General features: G+C 73.3%; 11 protein-coding genes. 4 read left to right on the forward strand and 7 right to left on the reverse strand.

What is annotated here, in order from left to right; translation table 11 throughout:
* Window positions 1-151: 151 nt before the first annotated feature.
* From ACFYX3_RS21865 to ACFYX3_RS21890, 6 genes are all read right to left on the reverse strand, one after another.
* A complete protein-coding gene (locus tag ACFYX3_RS21865) occupies window positions 152-1,564 on the reverse strand; it encodes a CitMHS family transporter (RefSeq protein WP_389015754.1) in 1,413 nt (470 codons plus the stop codon).
* Window positions 1,565-1,722: 158 nt separating this feature from the next.
* Window positions 1,723-3,921 carry a molybdopterin-dependent oxidoreductase gene (locus ACFYX3_RS21870; protein ID WP_389015757.1) on the reverse strand — a complete coding sequence of 733 codons (2,199 nt, stop codon included), beginning with the start codon at window positions 3,919-3,921 and terminating at the stop codon, window positions 1,723-1,725.
* 74 nt (window positions 3,922-3,995) lie between these two features.
* Window positions 3,996-4,658 carry a TetR family transcriptional regulator gene (locus ACFYX3_RS21875; RefSeq protein WP_389015760.1) on the reverse strand — a complete coding sequence of 221 codons (663 nt, stop codon included), beginning with the start codon at window positions 4,656-4,658 and terminating at the stop codon, window positions 3,996-3,998.
* A gap of 60 nt (window positions 4,659-4,718) precedes the next feature.
* Window positions 4,719-6,053, reverse strand: coding sequence for a hypothetical protein (locus tag ACFYX3_RS21880; RefSeq protein WP_389015763.1), 1,335 nt, complete (start codon window positions 6,051-6,053; stop codon window positions 4,719-4,721).
* Window positions 6,050-6,892 (reverse strand): hypothetical protein, encoded by an 843-nt coding sequence (locus ACFYX3_RS21885; RefSeq protein ID WP_389015766.1) that lies wholly within the window; start codon window positions 6,890-6,892, stop codon window positions 6,050-6,052. The genes ACFYX3_RS21880 and ACFYX3_RS21885 overlap by 4 nt, the downstream gene beginning before the upstream one ends.
* Window positions 6,889-8,964 (reverse strand): right-handed parallel beta-helix repeat-containing protein, encoded by a 2,076-nt coding sequence (locus ACFYX3_RS21890; RefSeq protein WP_389015769.1) that lies wholly within the window; start codon window positions 8,962-8,964, stop codon window positions 6,889-6,891. Before ACFYX3_RS21890 ends, ACFYX3_RS21885 begins: the two co-directional genes overlap by 4 nt.
* 164 nt (window positions 8,965-9,128) lie before the next feature.
* Between ACFYX3_RS21890 and hmgA the strand changes: the two genes are divergently transcribed.
* The 4 genes from hmgA (at window position 9,129) to ACFYX3_RS21910 (ending at window position 13,623) form a co-directional block, all read left to right on the forward strand.
* On the forward strand, window positions 9,129-10,442 hold the full coding sequence (gene hmgA / locus ACFYX3_RS21895; protein ID WP_389015772.1) for a homogentisate 1,2-dioxygenase: 1,314 nt from the start codon (window positions 9,129-9,131) through the stop codon (window positions 10,440-10,442).
* 40 nt (window positions 10,443-10,482) lie between these two features.
* A complete protein-coding gene (locus tag ACFYX3_RS21900; protein WP_116161807.1) occupies window positions 10,483-11,232 on the forward strand; it encodes a GntR family transcriptional regulator in 750 nt (249 codons plus the stop codon).
* Window positions 11,233-11,365: 133 nt separating this feature from the next.
* Complete coding sequence (locus ACFYX3_RS21905) at window positions 11,366-12,361, forward strand: hypothetical protein (protein WP_389015775.1); 996 nt, start codon at window positions 11,366-11,368, stop codon at window positions 12,359-12,361.
* Between the two features lie 53 nt (window positions 12,362-12,414).
* The gene (locus tag ACFYX3_RS21910; RefSeq protein WP_389015778.1) at window positions 12,415-13,623 is read left to right on the forward strand and encodes a type ISP restriction/modification enzyme; all 1,209 of its coding nucleotides are present in this window, start codon (window positions 12,415-12,417) and stop codon (window positions 13,621-13,623) included.
* Here the strand turns inward: ACFYX3_RS21910 and ACFYX3_RS21915 are convergent.
* Window positions 13,610-14,368, reverse strand: coding sequence for a TetR/AcrR family transcriptional regulator (locus tag ACFYX3_RS21915; protein ID WP_376593403.1), 759 nt, complete (start codon window positions 14,366-14,368; stop codon window positions 13,610-13,612). The genes ACFYX3_RS21910 and ACFYX3_RS21915 overlap by 14 nt on opposite strands.
* Window positions 14,369-14,390: the final 22 nt, after the last annotated feature.

Below are 14,390 nucleotides of genomic sequence, written 5' to 3' on the forward strand. Positions count from 1 at the left end.
GTCGTGAACTCATCGGATACTTACTGCGATAATCCGACTATCTGTCACAACATGGACACGGAGGGTGGCGACCCGGCGCGCCACCCTCCGACTTCCACTCGTCCGGCTCACTCCCCCGCACCACGGGTGACGGGGGCCCGGGTCGGCCGGGTCAGATGATCCCGAAGAGGATCCCGGCCGCCAGCACGACCAGCGAGGTCAGGGCGGCCCACTTCACCGTGAACCTGGTGTGGTCGCCGAACTCCACCTTCGCCATGCCGACGAGGACGTACACGGCGGGCACCAGCGGGCTCGACATGTGCAGGGCCTGGCCGACCAGCGAGGCGCGGGCGATCTCCAGGGGCGACACACCGTGCGCGGCACCCGCCTCCGCGAGGACCGGCAGCACGCCGAAGTAGAATCCGTCGTTCGACATGAAGTACGTGAGCGGGAGGCTCAGCACGCCGGTGACCAGGGCCATGTGCGGGCCCATGCCCGCGGGGATGGCGCCGACGAGCCAGTCGGCCATGTGCTTGACCATGCCCGTGCCGGTGAGGACACCGGTGAAGACGGCGGCGGCGAAGACCATGCCGGCGACATTGAGGACGTTGTCCGCGTGGGCGGCGAGGCGCGCCTTCTGGTCGTCCATCTTCGGGTAGTTGACGGTGAGCGCGAGGGCGGCACCGAGGAGGAACAGCACCGGGATCGGCAGCAGTTCGAGGATCATCGCGGCGAGCAGCGCCACCGTGAGGCCGGCGTTGAACCAGTACAGCTTGGGACGGAGCGTCGCACGCTTCGGGTCGAGGCCCTGGAAGCCGTCGCCCTCGCCGGCGCCCGTACCGGCCTGCGCGCCGGACGCGTCGCCGCCGGCGCCGACGGCCTTCCCGCCCTTGCCCTTGCCTTCGCCCTTGCCGCCCGCCGTGACCAGTACGGCCTCGGTCTCCGGGACCAGCGCCTCGTCGAGGGTCAGGTAGCCGATGCGCTTGCGCTCACGGCGCCCGAGCACGTACGCCAGGACGAAGACGAAGAGCAGGCCCACACCGAGCGCGGGGATCATCGGCACGAAGATGTCGGCGGCGTCGAGCTTGAGCGCGGTCGCGGCGCGGGCGGTGGGGCCGCCCCACGGCAGGGTGTTCATGACGCCGTTGGCCGTGGCGGCGACACCCGTCATGACCACCAGGCTCATCTTGAGCCGCTTGTACAGCGGATACATCGCCGAGACGGTGATCATGAAGGTGGTGGAGCCGTCGCCGTCCAGGGAGACGATCGCGGCGAGCACCGCCGTTCCCACGACCACGCGCACGGGGTCGGCCTTGCAGAAGCGCAGGATGCCCCGGACGATCGGGTCGAAGAGGCCGACGTCGATCATGACGCCGAAGTAGACGATCGCGAACATCAGCATCGCGGCCGTCGGCGCCAGCTTGCCGACTCCTTCGATGACGTAGTCGCCGAGCTGGGCCCCCTGCCCGACCGCGACGCAGAACAGCGCGGGAATCAGTACGAGCGCCGCGATCGGCGACATCTTTTTCAGCATGATCAGGACCAGGAAGGTCGCGATCATGGCGAAGCCGAGGACGGTCAGCATGGAGGACACCTCACGTTCACCCTTGAACCCCGCCGAGCGGCGGTCCGGATGACGGTAGGTGCCCCCTTCTGCCGTTAACAAGATGTTGACGCGTGAGCAATACGAGCAAAACCCCAGGTCACGGCGGTGGTGCTTGCAGGAACCGACCTGGAGGTGACCTACAGGGGTGACACCTCCACGGGGAAGCCGTTCAGGACGGCGGTCCCGGAGAGGGGGTCGATCCGGGAGCCGTCGAGCAGCTGGTTGACGTTGACGCCGGGGCGCGCGGACGCGACGGCGAGGCGGGTGCCCGGCCGGTCGTGACCCCAGCCGTGCGGGAGGCTGACGACGCCCGGCCGCACGCCGTCGGTGACCTCCACCGGCACCTCCAGCTCGCCGCCCTCCCCCTTCACCCTGGCCGTCCCGCCGTCGGTCAGCCGGAGCCGCTCGGCGTCCCGGGGGTGCACCTGGAGGGTGCAGCGGTTCGTACCCCCGCCAAGGGTGGGCGTGTTGTGCAGCCAGCTGTTGTTCGAGCGCAGGTGCCTGCGCCCGACGAGCTGGAGGGTTCCCGGCTCCGGTACGGCGTCGAGGGAGGCCCGGAGCCGGGGCAGGTCGGCGGCGAGAGGCTCCGGGAACAGCTCGATCCGTCCGCTGCGGGTCTTGAGGAGCGCGGGCAGGCGCGGCTTCAGCGGCCCGAGGTCGATGCCGTGCGGGTGCGCCTTCAGCTCGTCGAGGGTGAGGCCGTACGGGCCGAGCCGCAGCATCAGGTCGAGCCGCCGCTCGGCTCCGCCGGTCCCGGAGAGCCCTGCGGCGAACTCCTTGGGGTCCGCGCCGTACGCAGGCGAGTGCTCCTGTGTCACGGCCTTGGCGAGGGTGGTGTCGATGGCGAGGTCGTCGACGGCGGACGGCGGAGCGCCGTGCATCCCGGTCACGGCGAGGATCAGCCGGGCGTGGATCTCGCACTCGTCCATGCGGTCCGCTTCGAGGGGGACGGCCGCCGGCGTGTAGCGGACCTGGTCGCGCACGGCGAAGGAGTTGAAGGCGAAGTCGAAGTGGGCGCTCCGGGAGGGCGGCGGCGGGGGCAGCAGGACATCGGCGTGGCGGGTGGTCTCGTTGAGGTACGGATCGACGGCGACCATCAGGTCGAGGGAGTCCAGGGCCGCGTCGAGGCGGTCCCCGTCGGGCGCGGAGAGGACGGGGTTCGCGGCGACGGTGATCACCGCGCGGATGCGTCCCTCCCCCGGCGTCTCGATCTCCTCGGCGAGGGCGACGAGCGGCAACTCGCCCTTGACCTCGGGGTGGTGCGAGACCCTGCTGTGCCGGCGGCCGAGGGCGAAGCCCCTGCCCGGTCCGGCGGGGCGCGGGGCGGGCGCGGTGGCGGAGAGCGGGAAGAGCGCGCCGCCGGGCCGGTCGAGGTTGCCGGTGAGGACGTTGAGGACGTCGACGAGCCAGTTGGCGAGGCTGCCGTACGCCACGGTGGAGCTGCCCATCCGCCCGTAAACGGCGGCGGTGGGCGCGGCGGCGAGCTCCCGGGCGAGGGCGCGGATGGTGTCCGCGTCCACGTCGCAGACGGGTGCGACGGCCTCGGGGCTGAACTCCCGCACCGCGGCCCGCACCTCCTCGACGCCCTCCACGTGGGCGGCGAGCGGACCGAGGTCGGTGAGCTCCTCGTCGAAGAGGGTGTGGACGAGGGCGGCGAGGAGCAGCGCGTCGGCGCCGGGGCGGATCGCGACGTGCCGGTCGGCGAGGCGGGCGGTGCGGGTGCGCCGGGGGTCGACGACGGTGAGGGTCCCGCCGCGCCGGCGCAGCGCCTTCAGCCTGCCGGGGAAATCGGGGGCGGTGCACAGGCTGCCGTTGGAGTCCAGCGGGTTGGCTCCGAGGATCAGCAGGTGGTCGGTGCGGTCCAGGTCCGGCACGGGGACGGCGAAGGGGTCCCCGAAGAGCAGGCCGCTGGAGACGTGCTTGGGCATCTGGTCGAGCGTGGAGGCCGTGAACAGGTTCCGGGTGCGCAACGCGGCTATCAGCAGGGGCGGGTAGAGGGCGCCGGCGACCGTGTGCGCGTTGGGGTTGCCCAGGACGATACCCACGGAGTCCGGACCGTACTCCTCGATGAGCGGCCGGATTCGGGCGGCGATCGTGTCGAACGCCTCGGCCCAGGTGGCCTCCTGGAGCCTGCCGTCCCTGCGGACCATCGGGGTGCGGAGCCGGTCGGGGTCGGCGTCGATGGAGGGGAAGGAGGCCCCCTTGGGGCAGATGAACCCCTTGCTGAAGACGTCTTCGCGGTCGCCGCGCGCCCCGGTGACGCGGCTCCCGTCGAGCGTCAGGGCGAGTCCGCAGGTCGCTTCGCAGAGGGGGCAGATGCGCAGGGCGGTGGACATGGCGTCTCCCTGGGTGCGTCGGGTGACGCCGAGCCTACCGACCGGTAGGCACGGGCGGGAGGGGTCGCGTGAGGTTACGAGAGCGAGGGCGCCAGGTACGCGTGGAGCAGACACCGCGTCTCGGCGACGAGCGCCGGGTCCCCCGCCGGGTCCGCGCGGAAGGCCAGCCGGACCAGGGCGTCGGCGGTCTCCACGCCGACGAGCACCTTCCGGTGCAGCTCCTCGTCCGCGGCGCGGCCCAGGTGGGTGGCGAGGAGTGCGCAGATCCGTTCGGCGACGAGCCGGTTGGGGTCCTCGGCGGCGGCTTCGGCCGCGCCGTCCGCCACGGCCTCTCCGGGTGCGGCGGCGGGCAGCCCGAAGTCGACGAGCGCGAACCCGGGGACGGTCCGCTTCATCTCGATGAACTCGTCGAGGACGCCGTCGATGGCACCGTGCGCGTCGAGGATCGGAGCCCCGGCGAGCCGCTCCGAGACCCGCTCGGCGTACCGGTCGAGGTTCCGGTGGGCGAGGGCGGCGACCATCGCCCGCTTGTTGCCGAAGAAGCGGTAGACGGAGCCGATGGGGACGCCGGCACGGGCGGCGACGGCGCGGGTGCTCAGCTGCTCGTACCCGGTCTCGTCGAGGAGTACGGCGCAGGCGTCGAGGATCCGGGCCAGCCGCTCGGCGCTGCGCTGCTGCACGGGGGCGCGGCGGAGCGCCGGCTGGGTTCGGGGGCGGGTCTGGGGCACGGGGTCCATGATGCCGCTCCGGTCGGGATGAGGCGATCGGTCGGTGGGTCGGGTGGGGCGCTCCGGCGGTCAGGCGATCAGCAGGCCGATGCCGCCGAGGGTGTACGCGATCATCAGCACGAACAGCGGGAGTTGACCGGCGACGGCCCGGGCGGGCGGGAAGAGGCGCACGGACCGGTCGTGCGCGGCGACGACACCCAGGACGTGACCGGTGACGATCGCGACGACCTGGAGGGTGGCGAGGCCTCCGGGACCCAGTGGTGGAGCGGGTGAGGGGGCGTTGTCAGTGCCCCCTGCCAAGATGACGTTACGTGGTCCTTCGGTCACGAGAAGTGAGAAGTAGTGGGCCACGAAATAGCCGAGGGCGATGGGCAGGAGCGAGTGGGCGAAGGAGGTGAGCGGAGTGGTGAGTGCGGGGTTCATCAGGCGCAGGGCGCCGGCGCAGAGGCCGTAGCAGGAGGCGGCGAGGGCGACGGCGGCGAGGAGGCCGAGCGTGGCGGTGGGGACGGGGCCGAGGGAGGAGGTCTGGAGGGTGGTGATCCAGCGGGGGTTGTCGGAGAGGCCGTCGTAGGCGGTGGAGCCGAGGAGGACGCAGACGGTGGCGACGAGTCCGGGGGTGTGCGGGGTGGAGTCCAGGCCGTGGAAGGGGGAGCGCAGGACCAGTCGGCCGTCGGCGCGGCGGCCGAGGGGGGAGAGCCGGGCGAGAAGGGAGGAGTACACCTCGAAGGGGTCGGCGTGGGCGAACCACCGGTCGCCGTACCGGGCGGCGCCCAGGAGTTGGACGGCGGTGTGGACGGCGAGGGCGGTCAGGAGGGTGGCGGTGGAGGTGTTGTCGGGGGCGACGAGCTCCAGCCAGGTGAAGAGGAGGAGTCCGGCGGCGGCCGGCCGGATGCCGAGCGCGGCGGGCAGGGGGCGTGGGTTCCGGGGCGGGCGGAGGGCGTGGAGGGCGCGCAAGGGGTTGAGGAGGCGCCAGACGGGGCCGAGGAGGAGGGAGGCGGGGACGAGTCCGACCCAGAGGAGGACGTAGAGGGCGCCGGGCGCCGGGTTGCGGTCCGGGTCGTCGGGGCCGAGGAGGAGGTGGAGCAGGAAGAGGACGGCGGCGGCGGCGCCGAGGAGCCGGAGGGCGGTTCGGGTGGCGGGGGCGTCGGCGAGCCGCTGGAGGGCGGCGGGGAGCGGGTGGCCGGAGAGGTCGCCGCGGAAGCGGGAGGAGGACCAGAGCAGGCCGAGGGCGAGGAAGGAGACGAGGAGGGCGGTGAAGGCGCCGGCGTACGCGTAGAAGGGAGAGAGGGGAAGGTCGTGCTGGGAGCCCACGCCGTGGGCGAGCGGGAGCCGGAGGGGTTCGGCGTGGGCGGCGACGGCGGCGTGGGCGGGGACCGCGGCGTGGGCGGCGGCGACGGCCGTCATCGGACGACGAGTTGGGTCAGCACGAGTCCGGACTCGTGCGTCTCGACCTCGAAGAGACCGGTGCGGTCGACGGTGAGGGTGAGCGTCGCGGGGGTGCCGGGAGAGAGGGGGAGTTCGCGGTCGTAGCCGTGCACGTGGACGGTGTCGGCTCGGTCGCCGGTGATACGGAGGGTGAGGCGCTCGCCCTTCTTCAACTCGATGCGGGAGGGAGGTGGTTGGACGGTCGTTCCGGTGATGGCGAGGGTGACGGTCCGGCCGGGGTCGGTGGGCGTGCGGCTCGATGGTGCGGAGGCGGACGCGGCCGGGGCGGCGGAGGGGGCCGAGGCGGCGGGGGTGGCGCCGAGGCGGACGGTGGCCTGGACGGGGACGCCGGCGACGGCCCAGACGGTGTGGTCGTCCGCGTGGAGCCGGACGGCCAGGGTGTGGGCGCCCGGGGGCACGTAGCCCCAGGGGCCGTACAGGCGGGCGGTCTCCCGGCCGTCGACGAGGAGGCGGGCGTGGCCCCGGCCCGGGAGGGCCGCGCCGCCGGTGCTCTCCGGGGTGAACCGGAACCTCTCCACCGTGAGGTGGACGTTCCAGCCGCCCTCGGAGTCGGGGCGCGCCTCGACCCTGACGGTGGGCGCGTCCGCCGCGGGGAGTTCACGGAGCCGGTGTCCGCCCTCGTCCCGGGCCGCGAGCAGGGTCCCGCTGCTGCCGGTGGCCTCCTGGTGGCTGGTGCCGGGCTTGTGATGGGTGGTGGCCCGGCCGCCGCAGCCCACGAGGAGCAGGGCGGCGGCGACGAGGGCGACGAGGGGGCGTACGGCGGCGCGCGACGGCCCTTCGGCTCGCCGGGCCCTCATGCCGTCACCTCTTCCGGGTGGTCGGCCGGAGGCTCCGTCGGGGGCTCGGCCGGGGATTCGGCCGGGCGCGGGGTGCGCGTGCCCGCGGCGATCACTGCCCACAGGACCCAGACGATGCCGAGCAGGAGGCGGAGCCAGGCAGGGCTGACGGGGATGCCGGGGAGCATGAGGACCGCCTTGTCGAAGGCGTCGAGGAGGGTGAGGGCGCCGAGGGCCACCGTGGTCCAGGCGAAGACGGGGCGGGTGGGGCGCAGGGCGAGGCCGGTGAGGGTCCACCAGGCGCCCATGAGGAGCAGCGCGACGGAGGGGAGGACGGTCGGGGTGAGGGCGAGGGTCGAGCCGGCGACGTCGAGGGCGAGGCCCGCGAGGCCGAGGAGGGCGGCCGCGCCGGCGAGCCGGTTGCCACGGAGGCGTCGCCACCAGAGGGCGCCGCCGACGAGGGCGAGGACGAGGGCGCCGGCCAGGGCGAGCTGGGTCTCGACGCGCTGGAGGCCCCGGGCGCCGTACCAGTCGCAGCCTGCCGGGAGGCGGCGCGCCTGGACGTTGTAGTCGGCGCAGACGAGGAGCTGGGCGAGTTTGACGGGTTCGCCGACGAGCCGGTCGGTGGAGCCGGAGACGTCGCCGCGACGGGTGCCGCAGGCGGGCAAGGAGCCGGGGGTGGTGGCGTCGGCGTCGGACTGCCAGCAGTTGCCGCCGCCCTGGCCGTCCCACCAGACGTCGGTGCGGTTGGGGCGGGCGCGGCCGGCCTTGTCGACGCCGAGGTGGTTGCCGGCGTAGCGGTTGTGGTGGGAGGTGTCGGTCTGCTTGCCCCAGGCGGACTCGCCGCGGATGAAGGCGGGGACGGCGCTGAGGAAGAAGGCGGCGCGCTGGTGGCCGTAGACCCAGTTGTTCTCGTAGAGGTTCCAGTTGCCGCCGGCGGTGATGATGCCGGTGCCGGGCGGCATGGAGATCTGGGGGCAGACCACGCCCTGTTCGTAGCCGCGGTCGACGGGCGGCCTGGCGCAGGTGCCGTCGGCGACGTGGGGGTAGTAGTTCTGGTTGTTGTCGTGGATCAGGTTGCGTTCGAAGCGGGCGTGGTTCTGCGGGAGTCCGGGGTGGCCGGGGAAGGCGGAGTCCATGGAGGCGCCGCCCATGTTGTGGTCGAACTCGTTGTCGTGGACCCAGACCGAGTCTCCGGCGGTGCCGGAGTAGCCGACCATGTTGTGGTGGCTGCGGCAGCCGGTGATCTCGATGGAGTAGCGGGGGACGTCGTAGCCGTGACCGTCGTTGATGTTCGAGGCCGAGCCGGGGTAGATGCCGGAGTCTCCGTTCCCGTAGGACTCGCAGTTCTTGTAGAGGCCGTGGTCGGAGGCGAAGGTCAGGAAGCCGTACTCGTCGTTCCAGCGGGTGAGGACGTCGTCGATGACGAAGCCGTCGGCGGCGAGCACGTACAGGGAGTTGAAGGTGGTGCGCTGGGCGGTGAAGTTGCGGAAGTAGACGCCGTCGGAGCCGTCGGCGCGGATGGCGTTGAGTTTCTGGTACTTGGCGTCGATGACGACGTCGAGGCGGGAGGCGCCGGTGCCTTCGATCTGGAGGTTCTTCTTGCCGAGGATCGCGACGAGGTTCTGGTTGTGCGGGCACTGCCGCTGCTGGGCGTAGCTGAGGATCTGGTAGCCGAGTGCGGACTTGCGGGCCTTGAGCCTGGCGCAGGCGCCGGTGGGCGGCGGCAGGGAGGGCTCCTCCTCGTAGAGGCCGGGGAGGATCGCGATGGTGAGGCCGGGCCGGTCGACGGCGTCGACGGCCTGCTGGAGGTGGCGGTGGCCGGTGCGGGTGCAGCGTTCGAAGAGGGCGAGGTTGCGGGCCTTGAGGGCGGCCGGGAAGCCGGAGATCCGGCGTTCGAAGTCGGCGCGGTCGGTCTTGCAGACGAGGAGGTCGGGTTCGCCGGTGCGGAGTTCCGGCACGCTGCCGGTTCCGTCGGGGAGGGTGACGGGCCGCTCCTCGTGGGCCTGGGCGAGGGGAACGGTGAACAGGGCTGCGGCGAGCGCCACGAGCACGACCGAGAGCACGGAGACGAACCTTCGGGTCCACGACATGCGCGAGAAAGTAGAGCATTGTTCATCTTTTTTGACCCCCTCGCGCACCCCCGTGTGCGCGTACCGATCCGAGCGCGGACCACCGGTGCCCCGTTGACGTAGGGCGTGCGGAATCCTACGGTCATCCATAGGATTCCCTTGCGGGCTCAGGACAGGAGCGGTCGATGACCACGGAGCAGGCCAGGAAGACGGCCGAGGCGCTCACCTACAGCACCGGTTTCGGCAACGAGCACAGCTCGGAGGCGGTCCCCGGCGCACTGCCGGACGGCCGTAACTCGCCGCAGCGCGCACCCCTCGGCCTCTACGCCGAGCAGCTCAGCGGCAGCGCCTTCACGGAGCCGCGGTCCCACAACCGCCGCTCCTGGCTCTACCGGATCCGCCCCTCGGCAGCGCACCCGCCGTTCACCCGGATCGACAACGGCACCCTCGCCGGGGCCCCCTTCACCGAGACCGTGCCCGACCCCAACCGGCTGCGCTGGAACCCGCTGCCGGAGCCGGCGCCCGGCACCGACTGGCTGGCCGGCCTGTGGACCCTCGGCGGCAACGGCGACGTGACGCAGCGAGCCGGCATGGCCGTGCACCTCTACCACGCCAACGCCTCCATGGAGCGGGTCTTCGGCGACGCCGACGGCGAGCTGCTGATCGTCCCGGAGCGCGGCGGCCTCCTCCTCCGCACCGAGCTGGGCCTGCTCGCGGCGCACCCGGGCGAGGTGGCGCTGATCCCGCGCGGCGTCCGCTTCCGCGTCGAGCTGCTCGACGAGACGGCTCGCGGTTACGTGTGCGAGAACTACGGCGCGCCGTTCCAGCTGCCGGACCTCGGCCCGATCGGCGCCAACGGTCTGGCCAACGCCCGTGACTTCCGCGCCCCGGTCGCCGCCTACGAGGACGTCGAGGGCCCGGTCGAGGTGGTCAACAAGTACTGCGGCAACCTCTGGTCGGCGACGTACGGCCACTCGCCGCTCGACGTCGTCGCCTGGCACGGCAACCACACCCCGTACGTCTACGACCTGCGCCGCTTCAACGTCATCGGGACGATCTCCTACGACCACCCCGACCCGTCGATCTTCACGGTCCTCACCGCGCCGTCCGACACCCCGGGGCTCGCGGGCGTCGACTTCGTGGTCTTCGCCCCGCGCTGGCTGGTCGGCGAGGACACCTTCCGCCCGCCGTACTTCCACCGGAACGTGATGAGCGAGTACATGGGCCTCATCGAGGGTGCGTACGACGCCAAGGCGGAGGGCTTCGTGCCGGGCGGCGGCTCGCTGCACAACATGATGTCCGCGCACGGCCCCGACCGGGAGACCTTCGACAGGGCCAGCGCCGCCGAGCTGAAGCCGCAGAAGATCGACGACGGCCTTGCCTTCATGTTCGAGACCCGCTGGCCGGTGGCCACGACCCCGCAGGCCGCGGCCGCCGACCACCTGCAGAAGGGATACGACGACGTATGGCAGGGTCTTGAGCGCCACTTCCGGCCGTAATGTCACGGCCGTAAGCCCGTAGCCTTCGTACGGAGAACCCGTGACCGCCTTCGCTCCCGACTCGCTGGTCCTGAACCGCAAGCTGCCGCTCTGGTACCAGGTCTCGCAGTCGCTGCGCGCCTCGATACTGGGCCGCACGCCCGACGCCTCGCTGCGGCTGCCCACCGAGGAGCAGCTCGCCGCCCACTACGGCGTGAGCGTGCTGACCATGCGCCAGGCCCTCAAGGAACTGGAGGAGGAGGGCCTGATCAGCCGGCACCGGCGGCGCGGGACCTTCATCGAGCCGGGCGCCCGGCGGTCCACCCCGCGCCGGCTGCTCGGCTCGATCGACGCGATCGTGGCCCAGCAGTCGGGCGAGCGGACGACGGTCCTCGGGCATTCCACGGAGCCGGTGCCCGGGGAGCTCGCGGAGTTCTTCCCGGACGTGCCGGAGGTCGTCGCGTACCGGCGGCTGCGCAGCGACGGGGAGAGCGGCGAGCCGACGAACTGGGCGGAGAACGCGGTGCGGCCCGAGCTCGCCGAGGCGATCGACCCGGCGGACCTGGAGCGCTGGCCGATGACGAAGGTGCTGCGGGACGTCGTCGGGGTGCGCATCAGCCGCATCACGGACACGGTCGAGGCCCGCCTCGCGGACCCGGAGACGGCGGGACTCCTCCAGGTCCCGCTGCTCTCCCCGATCCTCCACTACACGGGCGTGACCTACGACGAGGACGGCCGCGTCGTCGACGTGGCCCGCATCCGCTACCGCGGCGACCGCTTCTCCTTCACGGTCACGGTGGAAGCGCACTAGGCCCTGCGGCGGCACCGCCCGCGGGGCGGCCGCGCCTTCCGGACCCGGGCAGGGGCGGCGGCGACACGCTGCCGGGGCCGACCCCTCGCCCGGCAGCCTGCACCGTGCCAGGCTGCGGACGGGGGGTGACCACATGAGGCACATACCTTTCTTCCGCTGGGTCCTGACGATCGGCTTCGCGGTCTTCGCGTGCTCGGTGGGGGTGTACGCGATCGGGCCGGACGCGGGGCTGCCCACGACGCGCCAGATCGACCTGGCGGTGGTCCACGAGAAGGCCGACGGCACCTGCCGGGTCCGGTGGAGCGACCCGTACGAGAAGAGGACGCGGGAGGGGCCGTACCACTGCGACCCCAACCGTGACGCCAGCCTCAAGGCGCCGTACTACGGGGACCGCCGGGGCTACGGTTGGGAGTCCGGGTTCATGGTCACGGAGGGGCCGGACCAGGGCGAGCTGTACGACCTCGACGCCGCCCCGGCGGAAGACCTCAGCACGGCGGACACCCTGCTGGTGCTGGGAGTGCTGCTCATCCTGACCGGGCTGGTCAGCGGAAACCTCCGTGCCCTGCCCCGGGTCCTCGGCGTGGAGGCGCGGCTCGTGCGCCGCGCGATCCGGCTGGCCGAGGCCGCCGGGTGGGCGCACGAGGACTACGCGGAGGCGGTGGACGCTGTGCGGGACGCCGGGCGGCGGGGAGAGCTCGGCGCGGCGCCCGACCCCGGACTGGTCCGCGCCCTGTGGGTGCTGCGGGAGGCCGGACCGCAGGCGCAAGCTGCGGCGGCGACCGCCCGGGAGCTCGCGGACCGGCTGCGCCCGCTGCTGGAGAAGGCGGCCCCCGCCGCCGGGCTGCGCGACCGCCTCCGCGCCGGACCGGTGGCCCGCGCCGACGCCGGGGCCGCGGTCGCCGAACTCCGCCGACTGCTGGCCGACGCCGAACGGCAGGGTCTGCAGGAGCGGTTCGCGCAGACGTCGGTGGACCTGCTGCGGGGACAGGACGCCGACCGGGCCGCCCTCGCGGCCGGGGCGGACTTCGAGCGGGACCCCGAGGCGTACCGCCGGCTCCTGGAGGACCTCGCACCGCTCGAACCGGCGAATCGGCCGGAGCCCCGGCCCCGCCGCCGGTGGCGCCGCTGACGGGTCCGCCGGGCGCGGCCGACGCTGGCCCCGTACGGACCGCCGTCGTTAGCATGCGGGGCGTGACGGAAGACGTACGTCTCGACGAGCTGCCGCTTCTCGACGAGCTGATGCCGTGGTCCGTGGCCCCGCTGCGGTTCGGGCGGTCGTGGATCGTCGCCCCCGACGTCCGGACGCTGCGGGCCCGGTGGGACCGGCTCGTGGCTGCCGAGGGGGCCGAGCGGGAGGCGCTGTTCCGGCCGAGCCGGGCGCGGACGCCGGCGAGCGCGGTGGGCGCGCTGCCCGGGCAGCGGACCGGCACCACGCGTTTCGCTCGCGAGTCGGGACCGTGCCCGGAGCCGGTGCGGGTGGCGTCCGGGCCGTTCGACGAGCAGTGGCTGCTGCCGGACCACCGGCTGATCGACACCGCCCGCCCGGAGCTGTGGCGGGTCGCCGGGGAGCCGCAGCTGTTCGCCGTCGAGCAGGGGTACGTGCCGGGGGCTGCGGGTCCCGCGCTCCTGGTGACGGCGGCGCTGCCGGAGGGCCGTTCCCCGGCGGGCCGTCCGGGCCGCATCCGGCCGCTGTTCCGGCGCCCCGGGGGCCGGGAGCCCAATCTCGCGCCCGGTCTCCTGGACTTCCTCGGCAAGCGGTACGGGTGCCGGGTCGACGCCCACGACTGGCTCGCGTGGACGGTGGCGGCGGCCCTCCCCTCCCCCGCCGGGTGCCGTGTCCCGCTCCCGGAGGATCCGGAGGTGTGGGCGGCGGGCGTGGCGCTCGGCCGGGAGCTCGCCGACGTGCAGCTGCGCGGCGCCCTGAGCGGGACGAGGCCCCGGCTGCCGGGCGGGCGCCGGCCCTATGTGCGGGCGGCGGTCCCGGCACGGCCGGCCGCGCTGGCGTACGACCCCGAGGCGGAGGCGCTCGACGTCGGCGGTGGCGTGATCTCCCCCGTACCGGCGGAGGCCTGGGAGTACCGGGTCGGCGGGGTGCGGGTCCTGGAGCAGTGGTTCGCGCACCGGACGACACCGGCGGAGCCCGGCTCCCTGGAGGCGATCGGGCCGTCGGCCTGGCCGCAGGAGTGGACCTCGGAGCTGCTCGGCCTGGTCACGGTGCTCGCGCTGCTCGGGGCGCGGGAGCCGGAGCGCGCGGCGCCGACTGTCGGCGGCATCGGCCGGACGGGCCTCGAGGCGGCCGGAGTCCTTCCCGTACCGCCCGCGTCCCGCCGCCCCGCCTCCGTACTGGATCATCAGGAGGAGGGCCCGGAGGGCCAGTTCATGCTTCTGTGAACGGCTCTCCGGAGAGCGGCTGCCCCTTGGCCCCAGGGTCGAACGAGTCGAGCAGCCGGGCGATGGTCAGCGCGAAGATCTCGTCCGGGTCGACGGGCGCGGCGGGGGCCTCGGCGAGCAGCCGGGCGAGGTGCGGGTAGCTGCCGGTCGCCACCTGCCCCATGAGGTAGGCGCCGCGCACCGCCTGCTCCTCCGCCTCGGACCAGGGCAGTCCGCGGGCCCGTTCGGCGATGGCCTGCTCGTTGGCGACGGTCGCCATGACCGTGCCGTTGATCATGGCGATCAGCTGCATCTTGAGCCCGGGGGGCGCGTCCAGGGGGACGAGGCAGCCGAGGCACCACTCCAGGAACCGCAGGGCGTTGGGGCTGAAGCCGTAGGCGGTGGTCATCACCCGCGCGAGCCAGGGGTGGCGGTACATGATCGCGCGGGTCTGGTACGCGATGCGGGTCATGTCGGCGCGCCAGTCGCCGCTCGGCTCCTCGGGGAGCTCGTACTCGCCGCTGACCGCGTCGACCATCAGCTCGTACAGGTCCTCCTTGCGGGGGACGTAGTTGTAGAGCGACATCGTGCCGCAGCCGAGTTCGGCGGCGACGCGGCGCATGGAGAGCGCGTCGATGCCGTCCGCGTCGGCGATGCGGACGGCCGCGTCCACGATGTCCCGCCGGCTGTACGCCGGTTTCGGGCCGCGCCCCGTGCGCTCGGGCCGCGCCCAGATCACTTCCGGTACGGCCGCTCGGCCCGCCATGGATCATCACCTCGCTCACCAT

The sequence above is a fragment of the Streptomyces sp. NPDC002463 genome (genome assembly GCF_042889835.1).
Classification (GTDB): domain Bacteria; phylum Actinomycetota; class Actinomycetes; order Streptomycetales; family Streptomycetaceae; genus Streptomyces; species Streptomyces nymphaeiformis.

What these genes read in the sequence shown, in the direction of transcription:
- ACFYX3_RS21885 (WP_389015766.1), bottom strand. Translation starts at nt 6,892, where the DNA reads ATGAGGGCCCGGCGAGCCGAAGGGCCGTCGCGCGCCGCCGTACGCCCC.
- ACFYX3_RS21910 (WP_389015778.1), top strand. Translation starts at nt 12,415, where the DNA reads ATGCGGGGCGTGACGGAAGACGTACGTCTCGACGAGCTGCCGCTTCTC.
- ACFYX3_RS21915 (WP_376593403.1), bottom strand. Translation starts at nt 14,368, where the DNA reads ATGGCGGGCCGAGCGGCCGTACCGGAAGTGATCTGGGCGCGGCCCGAG.
- ACFYX3_RS21905 (WP_389015775.1), top strand. Translation starts at nt 11,366, where the DNA reads ATGAGGCACATACCTTTCTTCCGCTGGGTCCTGACGATCGGCTTCGCG.
- ACFYX3_RS21875 (WP_389015760.1), bottom strand. Translation starts at nt 4,658, where the DNA reads ATGGACCCCGTGCCCCAGACCCGCCCCCGAACCCAGCCGGCGCTCCGC.
- hmgA (WP_389015772.1), top strand. Translation starts at nt 9,129, where the DNA reads ATGACCACGGAGCAGGCCAGGAAGACGGCCGAGGCGCTCACCTACAGC.
- ACFYX3_RS21890 (WP_389015769.1), bottom strand. Translation starts at nt 8,964, where the DNA reads ATGTCGTGGACCCGAAGGTTCGTCTCCGTGCTCTCGGTCGTGCTCGTG.
- ACFYX3_RS21870 (WP_389015757.1), bottom strand. Translation starts at nt 3,921, where the DNA reads ATGTCCACCGCCCTGCGCATCTGCCCCCTCTGCGAAGCGACCTGCGGA.
- ACFYX3_RS21880 (WP_389015763.1), bottom strand. Translation starts at nt 6,053, where the DNA reads ATGACGGCCGTCGCCGCCGCCCACGCCGCGGTCCCCGCCCACGCCGCC.
- ACFYX3_RS21865 (WP_389015754.1), bottom strand. Translation starts at nt 1,564, where the DNA reads ATGCTGACCGTCCTCGGCTTCGCCATGATCGCGACCTTCCTGGTCCTG.